The 19,203-nt window shown below is 51.9% G+C and carries 17 protein-coding genes; 2 read left to right on the top strand and 15 right to left on the bottom strand.

From position 1 onward, the window contains the following. Window positions 1-78: 78 nt before the first annotated feature. The 15 genes from rnhB to rpsB all read right to left on the bottom strand — a co-directional run bounded on the left by rnhB (window position 79) and on the right by rpsB (window position 15,303). Window positions 79-675: a ribonuclease HII gene (gene rnhB, locus IG609_RS15300; protein ID WP_193398012.1), complete on the bottom strand. Its 597-nt coding sequence runs from the start codon at window positions 673-675 to the stop codon at window positions 79-81. 20 nt (window positions 676-695) lie between these two features. Further along, entirely contained in the window at window positions 696-1,847 is a 1,152-nt protein-coding gene (lpxB, locus tag IG609_RS15305) for a lipid-A-disaccharide synthase (RefSeq protein WP_193398005.1), read from the bottom strand. 3 nt (window positions 1,848-1,850) lie between these two features. Beyond that, complete coding sequence (lpxA, locus tag IG609_RS15310) at window positions 1,851-2,639, bottom strand: acyl-ACP--UDP-N-acetylglucosamine O-acyltransferase (RefSeq protein ID WP_010284845.1); 789 nt, start codon at window positions 2,637-2,639, stop codon at window positions 1,851-1,853. A gap of 4 nt (window positions 2,640-2,643) precedes the next feature. After that, window positions 2,644-3,099 carry a 3-hydroxyacyl-ACP dehydratase FabZ gene (fabZ, locus tag IG609_RS15315; RefSeq protein ID WP_005975923.1) on the bottom strand — a complete coding sequence of 152 codons (456 nt, stop codon included), beginning with the start codon at window positions 3,097-3,099 and terminating at the stop codon, window positions 2,644-2,646. A gap of 101 nt (window positions 3,100-3,200) precedes the next feature. After that, window positions 3,201-4,223, bottom strand: coding sequence for a UDP-3-O-(3-hydroxymyristoyl)glucosamine N-acyltransferase (gene lpxD / locus IG609_RS15320; protein WP_193398004.1), 1,023 nt, complete (start codon window positions 4,221-4,223; stop codon window positions 3,201-3,203). 3 nt (window positions 4,224-4,226) lie between these two features. Further along, window positions 4,227-4,724: a molecular chaperone Skp gene (skp, locus tag IG609_RS15325; RefSeq protein ID WP_012773638.1), complete on the bottom strand. Its 498-nt coding sequence runs from the start codon at window positions 4,722-4,724 to the stop codon at window positions 4,227-4,229. Between the two features lie 177 nt (window positions 4,725-4,901). Then, entirely contained in the window at window positions 4,902-7,346 is a 2,445-nt protein-coding gene (bamA, locus tag IG609_RS15330) for an outer membrane protein assembly factor BamA (protein WP_193398003.1), read from the bottom strand. Window positions 7,347-7,381: 35 nt separating this feature from the next. After that, complete coding sequence (rseP, locus tag IG609_RS15335) at window positions 7,382-8,737, bottom strand: sigma E protease regulator RseP (RefSeq protein ID WP_193398002.1); 1,356 nt, start codon at window positions 8,735-8,737, stop codon at window positions 7,382-7,384. A gap of 21 nt (window positions 8,738-8,758) precedes the next feature. Beyond that, complete coding sequence (gene cdsA / locus IG609_RS15340) at window positions 8,759-9,616, bottom strand: phosphatidate cytidylyltransferase (protein ID WP_193398001.1); 858 nt, start codon at window positions 9,614-9,616, stop codon at window positions 8,759-8,761. 9 nt (window positions 9,617-9,625) lie between these two features. After that, on the bottom strand, window positions 9,626-10,387 hold the full coding sequence (gene ispU, locus IG609_RS15345) for a (2E,6E)-farnesyl-diphosphate-specific ditrans,polycis-undecaprenyl-diphosphate synthase (RefSeq protein WP_193398000.1): 762 nt from the start codon (window positions 10,385-10,387) through the stop codon (window positions 9,626-9,628). A gap of 190 nt (window positions 10,388-10,577) precedes the next feature. Then, window positions 10,578-11,774: a 1-deoxy-D-xylulose-5-phosphate reductoisomerase gene (gene ispC, locus IG609_RS15350; RefSeq protein WP_193397999.1), complete on the bottom strand. Its 1,197-nt coding sequence runs from the start codon at window positions 11,772-11,774 to the stop codon at window positions 10,578-10,580. Between the two features lie 244 nt (window positions 11,775-12,018). Beyond that, complete coding sequence (gene frr / locus IG609_RS15355; protein ID WP_005975911.1) at window positions 12,019-12,576, bottom strand: ribosome recycling factor; 558 nt, start codon at window positions 12,574-12,576, stop codon at window positions 12,019-12,021. Between the two features lie 135 nt (window positions 12,577-12,711). Further along, window positions 12,712-13,437, bottom strand: coding sequence for a UMP kinase (pyrH, locus tag IG609_RS15360; RefSeq protein ID WP_005975910.1), 726 nt, complete (start codon window positions 13,435-13,437; stop codon window positions 12,712-12,714). Between the two features lie 154 nt (window positions 13,438-13,591). After that, window positions 13,592-14,443: a translation elongation factor Ts gene (tsf, locus tag IG609_RS15365; RefSeq protein WP_102118276.1), complete on the bottom strand. Its 852-nt coding sequence runs from the start codon at window positions 14,441-14,443 to the stop codon at window positions 13,592-13,594. A gap of 134 nt (window positions 14,444-14,577) precedes the next feature. Then, complete coding sequence (rpsB, locus tag IG609_RS15370; RefSeq protein ID WP_102118277.1) at window positions 14,578-15,303, bottom strand: 30S ribosomal protein S2; 726 nt, start codon at window positions 15,301-15,303, stop codon at window positions 14,578-14,580. Between the two features lie 344 nt (window positions 15,304-15,647). Between rpsB and map the strand changes: the two genes are divergently transcribed. Both map and glnD read left to right on the top strand, forming a co-directional pair. Beyond that, window positions 15,648-16,442 (top strand): type I methionyl aminopeptidase, encoded by a 795-nt coding sequence (map, locus tag IG609_RS15375; RefSeq protein ID WP_102118278.1) that lies wholly within the window; start codon window positions 15,648-15,650, stop codon window positions 16,440-16,442. Between the two features lie 42 nt (window positions 16,443-16,484). After that, a complete protein-coding gene (gene glnD, locus IG609_RS15380) occupies window positions 16,485-19,199 on the top strand; it encodes a bifunctional uridylyltransferase/uridylyl-removing protein GlnD (protein ID WP_193397998.1) in 2,715 nt (904 codons plus the stop codon). Window positions 19,200-19,203 lie beyond the last annotated feature (4 nt).

A 19,203-nucleotide genomic window follows, 5' to 3' on the forward strand; every position in this document is an offset into this window, starting at 1 on the left:
TAGTCAGCATGGCAACGGCACGCTTACGTGCCCACGCCATACCGAGAGTGAATGATGATGTTTACGCCAGCCTATGTTTTAAGCCAACCCTAGTGCACGTTTGACTGGCGCGAAGCTCCGACGGTGAAACTCAGTGGCGCCCAGTGCGGCCAGTTTCTCCAGATGAAAAGCCGTTGGATAGCCTTTGTGTTGGGCAAAACCATAAGCGGGGAAGCGTTGATCCAACTCGACCATCTCACGATCGCGAGTCACTTTCGCCATAATCGAGGCCGCGCTGATTTCTGCCACGCGGCTATCCCCTTTTACGACCGCCTGAGCGGGCATCGGCAGCGCCGGGCAACGGTTGCCGTCAATCAGAACAAAATCAGGCTCGACAGCCAATCCAGCCACCGCACGCTGCATTGCCAGCATGGTAGCATGCAGGATATTCAGTTGATCAATCTCTTCCGGCTCTGCCCGACCAAGGCTCCACGCCAACGCCTTCTCTTTGATTTCATCATAGAGCGCCAGCCGACGTTTTTCACTCAGCTTTTTGGAGTCCGCCAGCCCGACAATTGGCCTAGTCGGGTCAAGAATCACCGCAGCCGTCACGACCGCACCAACCAGAGGGCCACGGCCCACTTCATCAACACCAGCAATACAGGTCGCCTGCGGATAGATAAATATTTCACTCATGGTTTTATTGGATGGTTTTACTAACATGGCTTGACTAATTCCAGTACCGCCTGAGCCGCCTGCTCATCGGCGTTACAGCGGATCTGCTGATGCAAATCCACAAACGTTGCGCGTAGCTCAGCCATTTCTTCCGTATCGGAAAACAGCGGCAGCAGCGCAGCAGCCAACTTATCCGGCGTACAATCGGTCTGTAGCAATTCCGTCACCAGCTCCCGCCCAGCCAGCAAATTCGGCAGCGACACCCACGGCGTTTTGACCAAGCGCTGTGCTAGCCAGAAGGTAAAAGGCTTCATGCGATAACCGACAACCATCGGGCATTTAGCCAGCATGCATTCCAGTGCCGCCGTACCGGATGCCAATAGCGTCGCATCACTGGCAATCATGGCTTCTCGCGCCTGCCCATCCAGCAGATGCACGCGTAGATCGGGCGCCACGCTACTTTTTATCCGCTCAAACTGTTCACGCCGCTTGCTGTTGACCAGCGGAACCACGATTTCCAGATCGGGAAAATGCTGGCGCAGTAGCACAGCCGTATTGAGAAAATCTGCGCTAAGCATTTCAACTTCTGCACCTCGACTGCCCGGCAGCAGCGCCAGACAATGCACATCAGGCGCAATACCCAAAGTCGCGCGTGCTGCCAGTTTATCGGGATTCAGCGGCATCGCATCGGCCATCGTATGACCGATAAAGCGACAGGGCACATTGAAACGATCGTAAAACGCTTTTTCAAAAGGCAAGAAGGCCAGCACCAGATTGGTCGCTTTACCTATTTTGAAAACGCGTTTTTGCCGCCATGCCCATACAGAAGGGCTGACGTAGTGAATGGTATTGATACCGTGCTTTTTGAGGTTGCCTTCCAGCGTGATATTGAAATCAGGGGCATCAATGCCGACAAAAACATCAGGTTGAAATTCGCTAAAGCGCCGGGTTAAATCCCGCCGAATTTTCAGCAGGCGAGGAAGGCGTTCAAGCACCTCAACAATGCCCATGACAGCAAGCTCTTCCATTTCGTACCAAGCTTCACAGCCTTCGGCCTGCATACGTGGCCCGGCAACGCCGACAAACCGCGCATCAGGTACCTTTTCTTTAAGCGCACGGATCAAGCCTGCGCCAAGGATGTCGCCGGAAGTTTCTCCGGCGACCAGCCCAATAGTCAAAGGACGTGACGACATGGATTAACGAATGATGCCGCGAGTAGAACGGGCAAAGAAATCGGTAAACGCCTGCACAGCTGGGTGTTCAGCAGCCAGCGCTTCAATTTCCGGTTTCACTTCGTCCAGCGTTCTACCGCTGCGGTAGAGAAGCTTGTACGCGTTACGAATCGCGTGCAGAGTGTCTTTCTCGAATCCACGACGCTTCAGGCCCTCAATGTTCAGGCCGAACGGCGTAGCGTGGTTACCCTGCGCGATAACATACGGCGGCACATCTTGCGCCACGCCGGAACATCCACCCACCATGACGTGAGCACCGATAATGCAGAACTGGTGCACGGCCGTCATCCCACCGATAATCGCAAAATCATCAACGGAAACGTGGCCACCCAGCGTCGCATTATTGGCCAGAATACAACGATTACCCACGACGCAGTCATGTGCGATATGTGTGTTGATCATCAACAGGTTATCGCTACCGACTTTAGTCAACCCACCGCCCTGTGTCGTGCCACGATGAATCGTGACGCTTTCACGGATGCGGTTACGATCGCCAATCTCAACGCGGGTCGGTTCCCCGGCATATTTGAGATCCTGGTTCACTTCACCAATTGACGTGAACTGATAGATTTCGTTGTCGCGACCAATTTTAGTGACGCCATTGACGACGACATGTGATTTCAGCACCGTCCCCGCTCCGATCTCAACCTGAGAACCGATATAGCAGAACGGGCCAATATGAACGCCAGCACCAATAATGGCACCGTCTTCAACAATCGAACTAGGGTGAATAAAGGCGGTTTGATCAATCACGTTATCAGGACTCCCGACGGCGAGCACACATCATTGACGCTTCACAGGCCACTTCGCCATCAACTTTGGCAACACCTTTAAAGCGCGCAACGCCGCGACGCTCTTTGATGAATTCAACTTCAAGGATCATTTGATCGCCTGGCTGTACCGGGCGCTTAAAGCGCGCTTCGTCAACAGCGGCGAAGTAATACAGCTCACCCGGTTCCAGTTTGCCTACGCTTTTAAACGCAAGAATACCAGTAGCCTGAGCCATGGCTTCCAGAATCAAGACGCCGGGAAAAATCGGTTTACCCGGGAAATGCCCCTGAAAGAAGGGTTCGTTGAAAGAGACGTTTTTCACCGCCCGCAGAAACTTACCTTCTTCAAAATCCAGTACCCGATCAACCAGCAAAAACGGGAAACGGTGCGGTAATAATTCTAAAATCTCTTCAATATTCAGAGTATGAGTGTCAGTAGTCAAAATACTCTTCCTGTCCATAAAAACTGATGCCATCAACAACACGGCCTGCGCAGACCCTAAATTAGGTGTCTTCAGGCAGGCCGCAAATAAAACGCGAGTGATTAAACGTTATCGACTTTTCGTTCAACGGCTTTCAACCGTTTGCTTATCTCATCAATATTCATCACCAGCGCTGCAGTTTTGCGCCACACTTTGTTAGGTTGCAAAGGAATGCCCGAAGAGTATACCCCAGGTTCTGTGATGGGTCGCATGACCATCCCCATTCCCGTTACCGTCACTTTATCGCAGATCTCCATGTGCCCGTTAATCACGCTGGCACCACCGATCATACAATAACGACCTATTTTCAAGCTCCCCGCCATAATGACGCCACCCGCGACCGCGGTATTGTCGCCAATCACGACGTTGTGCGCAATCTGACATTGGTTATCAATGATAACACCATTACCAATGACCGTATCATCCAACGCACCACGATCGATGGTTGTGCTCGCACCGATCTCAACCCGATCGCCAATTCTGACCGTTCCCAACTGCGGGATCTTCACCCAGTTGCCGCGATCGTTGGCATAGCCAAAGCCGTCAGAACCGATCACGGTTCCCGACTGGATCAGGCAATGCTCACCCAGCTCAACGCGGTGATAAATCGTTACATTTGCCCATAAACGCGTACCGGCACCAATGCGGGCATCTTTGCCGATAAAACAGCCAGGGCCAATGACAACGCCATCACCCAGCTGTGCACCAGATTCGATAACGGCATGTGCACCAACGGACACGTTCTGGCCCAGCGTCACGTCTGGAGCAATAACCGCACTCGGCGCAATATCGGTTGCTGGCTGCGGCGTAGTGTCCAGCAGTTGCGCCATACGCGCATAGGTCAGATAGGGATTCTTCACTACCAGCGCCGCAACCTGACAGTAAGGTAAATCCGCTTCCGTCAGCACGACCGCTGACGCTTGCGTCCCGGCCAGTTGCTCACGGTAACGACTGTCGGAAAGAAACGTAATTTGCCCAGTTTTTGCCGAATGCATAGAAGCAACACCGGTGATGACGATATCGCCATCACCGTGTAATTGTGCATCCAACTGTTGAGCTAACGCGTCCAGTCGAATTGAATCCATGGTTTATTTAACCTGTTTCAGCACATCGGCAGTAATGTCTTTCGCATTGGCGACATACGCAACCGCGTTAGCGTCAATCACAACATCATAACCTTCTTTGGTTGCAACGGCTTTCACAGCATCCTGAATACGGCTCAGGATTTTGTTACGTTCTTCCATCTGACGGCGGCGGTTGTCTTGATCAAAAGCCTGCGCTTTGGTAGAGAACTGCTCGCGCTGCGCCATGACATCCTTCTCCATTTTGCTGCGATCGCTCGCTTTCATGGTAGAACCATCACGTTGCAGTTTCTGCATCTTGGTCTGTAAATCGTTTTCCATCGATTGCAGTTCAGAAGCACGACCTTTGAATTCGTTTTCCAGCTGTTTACCAACGGTTTCACGCTGCGGCAACTGTTGGAAAATGCTGGAGACGTTAACAACGGCAATTTTGTCAGCAGCCTGAACGCTGGCTGAAGCAGCCAATGCTAAACCGAGGCCTGCGGCACATAACCACTTTTTCACTATAAACTCCTCAACCTAACCTAATTTGTGTCTTAACACTTTAATTATGAGCATCGCGTCATGGTATGAACGTCTTATGATCAACCATTCCTATCCATGAACTATTCATATCAACGACATACTCGTCTCAACGAATCACGATGCGACATTCCCTGCATACGATCTATTGACGTCACACTACCAGGTTTTGCCAATGTTAAACTGGAATTGTTCCGACTTGTCTCCATCGTACTTTTTAACCGGCTGGGCATAGGAGAAGACCAATGGCCCAAGCGGAGACATCCATTGCAGCGCGATACCACTGGAAACACGGAAGTTACTTGCCTTGCTGTAATCCGGCACACCTGCGTCAATCGTTTCCTGTGTATTTTTCCAGTTGGTATCCCATACCGTACCGCCATCCACAAAGAAGGACGTACGTACGGAGCTCGCGTATTTATCACTGATGAACGGCGTCGGCACGATCAGTTCCGCACTCAGTACGGCCATCGCGTTACCGCCCACGGCATCATCTATATTGCTTGAGTCAATCGGGCAACTGGAGTAAGAGTTAAAGCCAGAGCCAACAAGGTTCGCTGGACACTTATAATACGCCGCTTTAGGCCCAATCGTATTCGACTGGAAGCCACGTACTGTACTGGAACCACCAGCATAGAAGTTATCGTAGAACGGCACTTCTTTACTTCCGATACCATCCGCAAAGCCTGCACGCGTACGGCCCATCACCACCCAGTTACCGCTATCGCTCAATGGGTAATAGCTCGTCGAATCAAACGTCAGTTTGTAGTATTCGTTGTCCGAACCCGGCACAGCGATCTTGGCATTCGCTGACGCACGCGTTCCTTTCGTCGGGAAGTAACCGCGATCCAGATTGTTATACGACCATCCGGTATTCAGGAAGAAATCGTTCGCTTTGAAATCTGCACTGGATTTAACATTCTCACCAACTACGGATGGATTAACCCCGACAGAATCCAGATAACGCCACATCGCCACCTGCGGTCTCATATCCGACAGATCGTTATGCACATAATCCAGACCAACACGCAGTGAGTTATTCTCGTTAATCGGGAAGCCCAAGGTGCTGCCAACGCCATAGCTCACGTTGGTGTAGTCGGACAGATCGGCGTCAGACGCCTCAAATTTGTTATAGAAGACGCGGCCGCCGAGGCTAACGCCATCAACGGTAAAGTACGGGTCGGTCAGTGACAGCTCAACATACGTCTGGTAGTCGTTTTTCGTCCCGCTGATACCAACAGAGTTACCCGTTCCCAGCCAGTTGTCCTGTTGGACACCAGCCTGGAAGCTCACGCCACTTTCTGTACCGAAACCAACACCAAAGTTGAATGTCCCCGTATTACGCTCTTTGACTTTATACGTTACATCAACCTGATCGGCCACGCCGGGAACACGCTGCGTTTCTACATCAACGCTTTCAAAGTATCCCAGTCGGTTTAAACGCTCTTTGCCCTGCTCAACCAGATCGTTGCCTAACCAGGCACCTTCCATCTGACGCATTTCACGGCGCAGAACGGAGTCTTTAGACGTGTCGTTACCGTCAAAGCGGATATGACGCACATAGAAACGGTTACCGGCATCAACGTTGATATTTAATTTCACCGTCTTGTCTGCGTCATTAATTTCCGGCTGTGTGACCACACGCGGATAGGCATAGCCATAGCGGCCCAGCAGTTTCTTGATGTCCTCTTCCATCCGGGTAACTTTAGTCCCGTTGTAGAGTTCACCTGGTTCGATCTTCGTCAGCCCTTCGACTTCCGCAGAGTGACCAGCCAGATTACCTTTCACCGTGACGCCAGACAGCTTGTACTGCTCGCCTTCCGTCATATTGATGGTGATATAGATACCTTTTTTATCCGGAGTCAGACTCACCTGTGTGGAATCGATGTTGAAACGTGCATAGCCGCGATCCAGATAGAAACTCCGTAACGTTTCTAGGTCGCCAGACAATTTTTGTTTCTGGTATTTACGATCGCCGACCACGTTCCACCACGGCACTTCATCACGCAGCTGGAAACGAGAGATCAATTCATCAGAGCTGAACGCTTTGTTACCGACAATATTAATCTGCTGGATCTTGGCGGAAACGCCTTCTGTGAAGACCAGTTTAAGGTCTACGCGGTTACGTGGGAGTGGAGTGACAACGGCTTTAACCGACGCGCTGTACTTGCCCACGCTGTAGTAGAAATCTTCTAGTCCTTTTTCGATGCTAGTGAGCGCAGTGCGGTCTAACGCTTCACCGACGCGCACGCCAGAGGCCTCCAAGTTTTCTTTCAGCATGTCGTCTTTGACTGACTTATTGCCGGAAAACGTGACACTGGCGATGGTTGGACGTTCTTTAACCTGCACAATCAGCGTTTCGCCATCACGCAGGACACGAACATCTTCAAAATTTCCGGTCGCAAACAAGGCACGGATGGTGTTACCGATATCATCGTCACCGATGGTATCACCAACGCGGACTGGCATACTGAGTAATGCCGCTCCGACGGCAACCCTTTGCAGGCCCTCGAAATGAATGTCCTTCACTACGAACCCGTCTGCACCGTATACGGTTGCGCTGCTAAACAGCAGCGACGCTATGAGCAACTTTTTGATCGCCATCGTTGTTATGCGTTTTTCCTAACCTAATCCCACGCCTAGAGACGAGAGAAATCATTGAAAAGTGCGAGTCCCATTAACAACATCAGCAACACTGTACCAATGCGATAGCTAACGTCCTGCACACGCTCAGAAACCGGCCTGCCCTTCAACTTTTCAACCGCAAGAAAGAGCAGGTGTCCACCATCCAATACCGGCAGAGGGAACAGATTGATGATCCCCAAATTGACGCTGATTAAGGCCAAAAACATCAGGTAATAAATCAATCCATAATCTGCTGACATTCCTGCGCCCTGAGCAATCGAAATGGGACCACTCAGGTTGTTCAGCTTAACATCCCCCATAACCAGTTTCCCTAACATACTGACGGTCAATTTCATCAGTTGCCAGGTTTTATCTGTTGCCTGGTAGATCGCACTGAACGGCCCATACTGGCGCACAGTCCTGTATTCTTCGGGCAGCGGCGTCACACTTGGCATAACGCCTGCCAGCCCTTCAACTCTGCCACTTCCCACAGATTTGCTGTCTGGCGTTAACGTCAACGGGACGGTTGAGCCGTTGCGCTCCACTTCCAGAGCAATAGATTGTCCGGGGTTGTCACGCACGGCGATAACAAAATCACGCCATTGTGCTAGCGCTTGCCCGTCGACTTTAACGATCCTATCTCCGACTTGCAAACCTGCTTTTTCCGCCGCCGATCCGACCTGCACCTGATGGAGTACCGGCTCGATTTGCGGACCACGCGGGATAATCCCGAGCGAGGCAGCAGGGTCTTGCTTATCAGGCTCAAACTGCCACTCGCGCAAATCCAGCGTTTTCAGGACGACACGGTCGGAACCTAAAGGTGCAGTTCCGATCACGACATCGCTATCACCGATTTTACCGATCAGGGCCAGACGCGCAGTATCCCAATCAGGCGTTTCGATACCGTCAACGGACTTTAGTTCCATCCCCGCCGACATTTCCGCCTGCGCCGCAATGGAGTCGGGCAGTATTCCACCGACGACTGGACGCACGCCCGGTACGCCGATAATAAACACCAGCCAGTACGCCACAATCGCAAACAGAAAATTGGCAATCGGCCCAGCGCTAACAATAGCCGCACGTTGCCAGACCGTTTTACTGTTAAATGACTGGTGACGAAATTCTGGCGCAACGGTGTCGACGCGCTCATCCAGCATCTTCACGTAGCCGCCAAGTGGGATCAGCGCAATCACGAATTCTGTACCGGTACGATCGCGACGACGCCATAGCGCACGTCCGAAACCGACGGAGAAGCGTTCGACCTTCACACCACAGCGGCGCGCTACCCAGAAATGCCCAAATTCATGGACAGTAACCAGCACACCCAGTGCGATGATAAACGCGGCAAGATTCCAGAGAAAACTCAGCATAAATAGCTCTACCGCTTTATTCTAAGCCACTTTAAACAGCAGCAGCATCAGGCAAGAGAACACAGGAACCGCAGCAGTCAGGCTGTCGATACGATCGAGCACACCACCGTGCCCCGGAATCAAATGGCTACTGTCTTTGATGCCCGCCTCGCGTTTGAACATACTTTCTGTCAAATCCCCCAACACCGAGGCCAACGCAGCGGCGATAGAACAAATCAACAACGTCGATGGCGCTACCGTTAATGGCGCATACAGGCTAAACAGCACGGAGATGAGCGCTGAGGTTGCCAGGCCACCGAGAAAGCCTTCCCAGGTTTTGCCCGGCGAAACTTTTGGCGCGAGTTTACGCTTACCAAACAGTTTACCGAACATGTAGGCACCGCTGTCCGCGCCCCACACCAGCAGCATGACGTACAACAGCCACCAGGCACCAGCAAATGGGTTAATTGCGTAATGGTAATGACGAAGCGCGACCATCCCCCAGAAAAACGGTACGATCGTCATAATACCGAACACCAACCGAAATGTACGCGAATGACGCCAGAATGAGGCGGAGGCTGGATAGAACAGCACCAACAGCAGCGCGACACCCCACCACACCAGTGATGACCAGAGCGCGATGCTGATTTGCGGAATATGGGCGGAATAATGGTAGGCCGGGAGTGATAACAGCATCAGCGCCAGCAAAAAACCACACAGGATCGCGAGCCACAGGCGTTGACCATAAGAGGCAAACCCTGCCAACTGACCCCATTCCCATGCCGCCAGCATACAGACAGCCAGCGTAACAAGCGTGAATCCCAGAGGAGGCAGCAAGAAAAGTGCTGCAATAACAATCGGGATCAAAATAAAAGCAGTAATCAGGCGATACTTCAGCAAAAGTTCCCCCTAGGATGCATCAACATCGATAGGTGTTGTTCCCCCGAAGCGGCGCTCGCGTTGTGCAAAAGCATTCAGCGCACCTTCAAAGACTTGTTCATCGAAATCAGGCCAGAGGACATCGGTAAAGTAAAGTTCAGCATAAGCAATTTGCCACAGAAGAAAATTACTGATGCGGTGTTCTCCACCGGTTCTGATCACCAAATCAACCGGAGCCAGATCATGCAGACAGATGTACTGACATAATGACGCTTCATTAATGCTATCAGGGCGCAGAATGCCTTCCTGCACCTGCTCTGCAAGTTGCCGTACTCCCTGAATAATATCCCAACGGCCGCCATAATTCGCGGCAATATTCAGTGTGAGCCCCTGATTCTTTTCTGTCAGTGCCTCGGAACGGCGGATTCGCTCTTGTAAACGCGGACTAAAGCGACCGATATCGCCAATGACACGCAAGCGAACATTGTGCTTGTGCAGGCTTTTCACTTCGCTGTCTAGCGCTCTAACGAACAGTTCCATGAGTGCGGAAACTTCCTGCGCCGGACGGTTCCAGTTTTCACTGCTAAATGCGTAAAGTGTCAGTGCGTCCAGCCCTTGGCTCACTGCAAAACTGACCGACCGTCGCACAGCTTTGACACCAGCCTGATGGCCAAAAATCCGCATTTTCCCTCGGCTTTTTGCCCAGCGACCATTGCCATCCATGATAATGGCAACATGCCGCGGCCCAGCGGGTGGCAGATCGTGAGTATTTTTTTGATTATCGGACGGCATAACGCGTACTTATTTCCTCAAGCAAGAAATACAACAGTTCTTCCGTAACATCAGATCCCGTTAGCGCAAAAAAAGCCGTGAACGATCACGGCTTAGCTTCACAGTCGATTAAACAACTTTCGCATAATCAACCATTGAGTGGCGCAGACTATACCACCTCCACCGCACATGAACAAATTGTGCCACGCCGCTATCGCGCGTAATGTGTCAGTGTCTGTGTTGCGACCTGTCTGGCCCAACGGTCGATAAACAAAACATCATCAACGCTGGCGGGCTCTGGCAATGTAAGTTGCTCAATGACATGCCGATTTACCGCTGCGATATCCGTAAAACGAATCTGCGACTGCAAAAATGCCGCCACCGCAACTTCATTCGCCGCGTTCAGTGCCGTGGTGGCAGACTGTCCATGATTACAGGCGTCAATAGCGAGCTCTAAACAAGGATAGCGCGCATAGTCCGGTGCCAAAAATGTCAGCGCGCCAATCTGGCAAAAATCTAACGCTTTTGCACCCGAGGCCACGCGTTCAGGATAAGCCATTGCATGAGCAATCGGCGTACGCATATCGGGCGATCCTAACTGCGCCAGAACGCTGCCATCACGGTAACGCACCATCGAGTGAATCACCGACTGCGGATGAATAATGACTTCCATCTGTTCGGCAGAAGCATTAAACAACCAGCGCGCTTCGATATACTCCAGCCCTTTGTTCATCATCGTGGCAGAATCAACCGAAATTTTGCGCCCCATTGACCAGTTGGGATGCGCGCACGCTTGATCCGGCGTCATGTCCGCCAACGCCGACACCGGGGTTTCACGAAACGGCCCACCGGAACCGGTCAGAACAATACGTTCGACCCCATGCTGCGACAATGAAGCGTAACCTAATTGACGCTGAATTTGCTCAGGTAAACTCTGAAAAATCGCATTATGTTCGCTATCAATCGGTAAAAGCTGTGCGCCACTTTGTGCCACGGCGTCCATAAAGAGACGTCCGCAGGTGACCAGTGATTCTTTGTTCGCCAACAAAACCTGTTTTCCAGCATGAATTGCCGCTAGCGTTGGCAATAACCCTGCCGCTCCCACAATCGCGGCCATCACCTGATCGACGCCATCCAATTCAGCAAGGTCACATGCTGCCTGAACTCCCGCCAGCACTTCCGTTTTACAACCATATTCCACTAACTGCTGGCGCAGGGCGGTTGCAGAGGCTTCGTCAGCCATTGAGGCATAGGCGGGTTGGAAAGTGAGGCACTGTTCTAGCATCAATTTGACGTTGTACCCAGCGGATAACGCGCGTACGGCAAATTTATCGGGATTGGCTTTAATCACTGCCAGTGAACTGACGCCAATAGAGCCGGTGGAACCAAGAATTGTCAGTTGCTTCATTAAAAATGCTCTGAATAACCGGATTTGATGACAGGAAGGTACACGAGTCTGAGGCGATTACCATGATATATCTCTGCTATCGATCACAGTCACGACAGTCACAGACACATAGACAGCAAAAAATTGTTTACTACCCAGAGGGGCTAGCCTTCACCCATTCCTTGTATCACCATAAAATAAAGCGCCGCCGGAAAAAAGAGGGTAAGCCTACAGATTCCCTGCGACGCACTATCCAATAGGCTGATTAGAACTCCATCAGCTCCGCTTCTTTTTCTGCCAGTGCGACGTCCACTTTCTTAATGAAGTTGTCAGTCAGTTTCTGCACGTCGTCCTGAGCACGACGTTCTTCATCTTCACTGATCGCTTTGTCTTTCAACAGTGCTTTAAACTTGTCGTTAGCATCACGGCGCACGTTACGTACGGAGATACGCCCCTGTTCTGCTTCGCCACGGACGACTTTGATCAGATCTTTACGACGTTCTTCCGTCAGAGGTGGCAACGGAACACGGATTACAGTACCAGCAGAAGACGGGTTCAGGCCGAGGTCGGAAGCCATGATCGCTTTCTCAACTGCCGGGCCAAGTGAACGATCGAATACCGAAATCGCCAGCGTACGGGAGTCTTCTACCACGACGTTAGCGAGTTGGCGCAATGGCGTTGCGCTGCCATAGTATTCAACCTGAATGCCATCAAGAATACTCGGTGATGCACGGCCGGTACGGATTCTGTTGATCTGATTTTTAAACGCTTCAACACATTTGTCCATGCGCGTTTCAGCATCTTTTCTGATTTCATTAGTCACGTTGTGAACCCTTGAAAACTGGTTGCCTGGCAGGCCATGTCAGTACATGACCCAGTGAATAATTAATGCCAGCGCACGGCTGGCGTATAGAGCAATACTGAGAATATATTACCCTATAATCGGGATTAGCCGTTATTACTGACTAATCAACGTCCCTTCTTTTTCACCCATGACAACGCGACGCAGTGCGCCAGGTTTGTTCATGTTAAAAACACGGATCGGCAAATTATGGTCGCGTGCCAGCGTAAACGCGGCAAGATCCATCACTTTCAGCTCACGTTCTAACACGTCTTGATAGGTTAGCGTTTCGTACATCGTCGCTGAAGGATCTTGTACCGGATCGGCAGAATAGACGCCATCGACTTTTGTCGCTTTCAATACGACATCCGCTTCAATCTCAATGCCGCGCAGGCAAGCCGCTGAATCCGTGGTGAAGAAAGGGTTGCCTGTTCCAGCAGAGAAAATCACTACGCGGTTATTACGCAGCAGGCTGATCGCTTCCGCCCAGCTGTAATTGTCACAAACGCCATTCAGGGGAATGGCAGACATCAGACGAGCGTTCACATAGGCACGGTGCAACGCATCACGCATTGCCAGACCATTCATGACGGTCGCCAGCATTCCCATGTGGTCGCCCACAACGCGGTTCATACCCGCTTTAGCCAGACCCGCGCCACGAAACAGGTTACCACCGCCGATAACTACACCGACCTGAATGCCTAACTCAACCAGTTCTTTCACTTCCTGAGCCATGCGATCCAGAATGCTCGCATCGATACCAAAACCTTCAGTTCCCTGTAAAGCTTCGCCACTGAGCTTCAGCAGGATTCGTTGATAGACGGGTTTTGCATTGGTTGCCATGGTGTTCTTATCCTACAGGCTGTCGTCGTATTGGGGGGTTGTAAAAATCAAAACTGTTCCACTCGGCCCCTATCTGAATGCAGGAAACCAAGCGTACTAAAACTCTTTGGGCTGGATAAAAAGGAACCGCCAACTGGCGGCTCTTTTTTTGCTATTAAGACTGCTTGCTCATTGCTGCAACTTCAGCAGCAAAGTCAGTCTCAACTTTCTCAATACCTTCACCCACTTCGAAACGGATGAAGTTAGTCACGTCAGCGTTGTGCTCTTTCAGCAGTTGACCAACAGACTTGGCTGGATCCATCACGAAAGGCTGGCCAGTCAGAGAAACTTCGCCGGTGAATTTCTTCATACGGCCTTCAACCATTTTCTCTGCGATTTCTTTCGGCTTGCCAGACTGCATCGCGATTTCCAACTGAACCTGGTACTCTTTCTCTACCACTTCAGCAGACACGTCTTCTGGCTTAACGAATTCTGGTTTGCTTGCTGCAACGTGCATAGCCAGGTGTTTAACCAGCTCTTCGTCAGCGCCTTTAGCGGCAACCAGAACACCGATACGCGCACCGTGTTGGTAGTTACCCAGAACATCGCCTTCCAGAGCGGAAACGCGGCGAATGTTGATGTTCTCACCAATTTTAGCAACCAGCGCAACACGCTCTTCTTCGAACTGTGCTTTCAGCACGTCAACGTCAGTGATTTTGCCTGCAACCGCAGCGTCCAGCACTTTGTCAGCAAATGCCTGGAAACCACCGTCTTTAGCAACGAAGTCGGTCTGGCAGTTAACTTCCAGGATCACTGCGTAGTTACCGTCGATCTTAGTCTTGATCACGCCATCAGCAGCAACATTACCTGCTTTTTTCGCCGCTTTAATCGCGCCGGATTTACGCATGTTTTCGATTGCTAGCTCGATGTCGCCATTAGCTTCAACCAGCGCCTTCTTACATTCCATCATGCCCGCAGCGGTACGCTCACGCAGCTCTTTTACCAGGGATGCGGTAATTTCAGCCATTCTAAAATCCTCGGAAGATTTTTTCTGCCTGGTCGTCACGACCAAACAGCTTTAAAAGTGAAAAAGGGGCCATAAAAAGGCCCCTAACCAAACTAGTACTACCTGGTTAATAAGGGCTCAACGAGCCAGACTTATTATTCAGCTTCTACTAAGCCTTCTTCTGCCTGCACAGCCAGATCTTGAGAACGGCCTTCGCGGACAGCAGTAGCAACAGCGCTCAGGTACAGGTTAACTGCACGGATTGCGTCATCGTTACCAGGGATGATGAAGTCAACGCCATCTGGATCGGAGTTGGTATCAACCACTGAGAATACCGGAATCCCCAGGTTGTTAGCTTCTTTGATTGCGATGTGCTCGTGATCGGCGTCGATAACGAACAGCGCGTCTGGCAGACCGCCCATATCTTTGATACCGCCCAGGCTGTTTTCCAGCTTGTCCAGTTCACGAGTGCGCATCAGCGCCTCTTTTTTGGTCAGCTTGTCGAACGTGCCGTCTTGAGATTGGGTTTCCAGATCTTTCAAACGTTTGATGGACTGACGAACGGTTTTCCAGTTAGTCAGCATACCGCCCAACCAACGATGGTTCACGAAGAACTGATCGCAGTTGTTGGCTGCATCTTTTACCGCTTCGCTTGCTGCGCGCTTAGTACCAACGAACAGAATTTTGCCTTTGCGAGAAGCAATTTTGCTCAGCTCAGCCAGAGCGTCGTTGAACATTGGTACAGTTTTTTCAAGGTTGATGATGTGAACTTTGTTACGTGCACCGAAGATGAATGGCTTCATTTTCGGGTTCCAGTAACGGGTCTGGTGACCAAAGTGTACGCCAGCCTTGAGCATATCGCGCATGGAAACAGTTGCCATGATTACCTCTATTAATTAAGTATGGGGTTATGCCTCCACATGTCCCATTGCGCCGACCCCATCTGGTGAAACACCTCAGGAGCACCCCGGCGAACGTGCCGACATGTGTGTGTTATTTACACAAAGTGAGTTTAGTCGATGTCGTTGAATACCGTATAACCGATATCCAGCCGGATCATCGGCGCGCTTTATACCATAAATCCCTCGGCGACACCAACATTTGTTATTCAATTGTCCGCAAATCAGAATGATAGTTTGGCAAGCAAACGGCATGGCTGGTAACATAAGTTATTAGTTATCGCTCTTAATTTTTGTGCTTAACAGGCACCTGCGGACAATCATCAATGGCAATTTCAATTAAAACTCCTGAAGACATCGAAAAAATGCGTGTAGCTGGCCGTCTGGCTGCCGAAGTCCTGGAAATCATCGAACCCCACGTGGTACCGGGCGTAAGTACTGCCGAATTAGACAGAATCTGTCACGATCACATCACCAACAAGCAGCAGGCCATTTCAGCTTGTCTGGGCTACCACGGCTTCCCGAAATCCGTCTGCATCTCCATCAACGAAGTGGTGTGCCACGGCATTCCTAGCGAAGAACGCATTTTGAAAGATGGTGATATCGTCAACATCGACGTCACCGTAATCAAAGACGACTTCCACGGCGATACGTCAAAAATGTTTATCGTTGGCAAACCGACCATTCTGGGTGAGCGCCTCTGCCGCATCACGCAGGAAAGCCTCTATCTGGCGCTGAGAATGGTTAAGCCGGGCATTCGCCTGCGCACGTTGGGTAAAGCGATCCAGCAGTTTGCGGAAGGGAATAACTTCTCCGTGGTGCGTGAGTATTGTGGTCACGGCATCGGCAAAGGCTTCCACGAAGAGCCACAGGTGCTGCACTACGATGCAGACGACGGTGGCGTCGTGCTGCAAGCGGGTATGGCATTCACGATCGAGCCTATGCTCAATGCTGGTGATTACCGTATTCGTACGATGAAAGACGGCTGGACGGTAAAAACCAAAGATCGCAGCTTGTCGGCACAGTACGAGCATACTATTGTGGTAACCGATAACGGCTGCGAAATAATGACGTTGCGAAAGGATGACACCATCCCCAACATCATCACGCATGAACAGTAAACACTAAGCCGGCAGATGCCGGCTTTTTTTATGGGCTGCGCTATGACAGATAACCGCTTTTCGCCAGACAGTACACCACCTGACGCTGCCTCATCAAACAGCCCTGTATACCCCATTGCACCCGCAGAGTTGCCCGCTTCACCGCTGACCTACGCGGATGACATGCTGGATTGTCAGACGTTAAAACAGCAGTTGGAACTGTTTCAGCTTTGGCTCGGTTCAGAATTCCGTTCCGGCGTCAGCGCAGAAAAGCTGATTGATGCCAGAACCTTGTTCATCGATCGCCTGTTGCAGCGGCTATGGTATTTCTACGGCTTTGAAAATATCGCGCAAACTTCACTGGTCGCCGTAGGCGGATATGGCCGCGGTGAACTGCACCCGCTTTCCGATATCGACGTGCTGGTATTGAGCCAGACAGCGCTGAGTGAAGAACATTCCCAGCGCGTCGGCCAATTCATCACCCTACTGTGGGATTTGAAGCTGGAAGTCGGCCATAGCGTCAGAACGCTGGAAGAGTGCTTACAGGAAGGCCGCGCAGATATTTCCGTCGCCACCAACCTGATCGAATCCCGCATGATATGCGGCGACGTCGCCCTATTTCTCTCGCTGCAAAAAAACGTATTCAGTGATGAATTTTGGCCGTCAGACACGTTTTTCCCAGCAAAAATCGCCGAACAGCAGGAACGCCATCAGCGCTACCACAGCACCAGCTACAATCTGGAGCCCGACATCAAGAGCAGCCCGGGCGGGCTACGCGACATTCACACGCTGCTGTGGGTCGCGAGACGTCACTTCGGCGCGACCTCGCTCAATGAAATGGTCGGTTTCGGCTTTCTAACCGAGGCGGAACGTAAAGAGCTGAACGAGTGCCAAAGCTTTTTGTGGCGCATCCGCTTCGCCCTGCATCTGATCCTGCCGCGTTACGACAACCGGTTGCTGTTCGACAGGCAGTTGAATGTCGCACAGCTGCTGCAATATCAGGGTGAAGGCAACACGCCAGTCGAGCGCATGATGAAGGATTTCTACCGTATGACGCGTCGCGTCAGCGAGTTGAACCAGATGCTGTTGCAGCTCTTTGACGAAGCGATTCTGGCGCTGGATGCGAGTGAAAAGCCCCGCCCGATTGACGATGAATTTCAGCTACGCGGCAATCTGCTGGACCTGCGCGATGAAAACCTGTTTATCAAAAAACCGGAAGCCATCATGCGCATGTTCTACCTGATGGTACGCAACCGTGATATCAGCGGCATTTACTCCACCACGTTGCGCCAGTTGCGTCATGCTCGTCGCCATCTCGCCAGCCCGCTTTGCACCATCCCAGAAGCGCGCAAGCTGTTCATGAATATTCTGCGCCACCCGCATGCAGTAAGCCGTGCACTGCTGCCAATGCATCGCCACAGCGTGCTGTGGGCCTATATGCCGCTGTGGGGAAACATCGTCGGTCAGATGCAGTTCGATCTGTTTCACGCCTATACGGTGGACGAACACACGATCCGCGTTTTGCTCAAGTTGGAAAGCTTCGCCGACGAGGATACGCGACCCCAGCATCCGCTGTGCGTCGAGCTCTACCCTCGCCTGCCACAGCCCGAATTATTGCTGCTGGCCGCGCTGTTCCACGATATCGCGAAAGGCCGTGGGGGCGATCACTCTGAACTGGGCGCGCAGGATGTGCTGGAGTTTGCGGCGCTACACGGGCTGAATTCGCGTGAAGCTCAGTTGGTTTCCTGGCTGGTGCGCTGCCACCTGCTGATGTCCGTCACCGCACAGCGTCGTGACATTCAGGATCCCACTGTCATTCAGCAATTTGCCACCGAAGTGCAGAGCGAAACCCGCTTACGCTATCTGGTCAGCCTGACGGTTGCCGATATCTGTGCCACCAATGAAACGCTGTGGAACAGCTGGAAACAGAGCCTGTTGCGTGAACTCTACTTCGCGACGGAAAAACAGCTGCGCCGCGGCATGCAAAATACGCCAGACTTACGCGAACGCGTCCGGCATCACCGCTTGCAGGCACTGGCGCTGCTGCGTATGGACAATATTGATGAAGAAGCGCTGCACCACATCTGGAGCCGCTGTCGGGCCGATTATTTCCTGCGCCATTCGCCAAATCAGCTTGCCTGGCACGCGCGCCACTTGCTGGAGCATGATGTCAACAAACCGCTGGTGCTGATCAGTCATCAGGCCAGCCGTGGCGGTACAGAGATTTTTATCTGGAGCCCAGACAGGCCTTATCTTTTCGCGGCGGTCGCCGGCGAGCTGGATCGGCGCAACCTCAGCGTGCACGATGCGCAGATTTTTACCAGCCGCGACGGCATGGCGATGGATACGTTCATCGTGCTGGAACCGGACGGCAGCCCGCTGGCGCAGGATCGGCATGAAATGATACGCCATGCGCTGGAGCAGTCGCTGACGCACCGACATTACCAACACCCGCGCGTACGCCGACCGTCGCCCAAGCTGCGTCATTTCAGCGTACCAACGGAAGTCAACTTCCTGCCGACGCACACGGACAGACGCAGCTACATGGAGCTCAGCGCACTCGATCAACCAGGGCTACTGGCACGGATCGGTGAAATTTTTGCCGATCTCAACCTGTCGCTGCACGGCGCGCGAATTTCCACGATCGGCGAGCGGGTAGAGGATCTTTTCATTCTGGCCGACAGCGACAGACGGGCATTAAAGCCGGATTTACGCCTTAAATTGCAAGAACGGTTGACAGAAGCCCTTAACCCAAACGATAAAGTACCATTGAGTTAATTTT

This window comes from Pectobacterium quasiaquaticum (genome assembly GCF_014946775.2).
Taxonomy (GTDB): Bacteria; Pseudomonadota; Gammaproteobacteria; order Enterobacterales; family Enterobacteriaceae; genus Pectobacterium; species Pectobacterium aquaticum.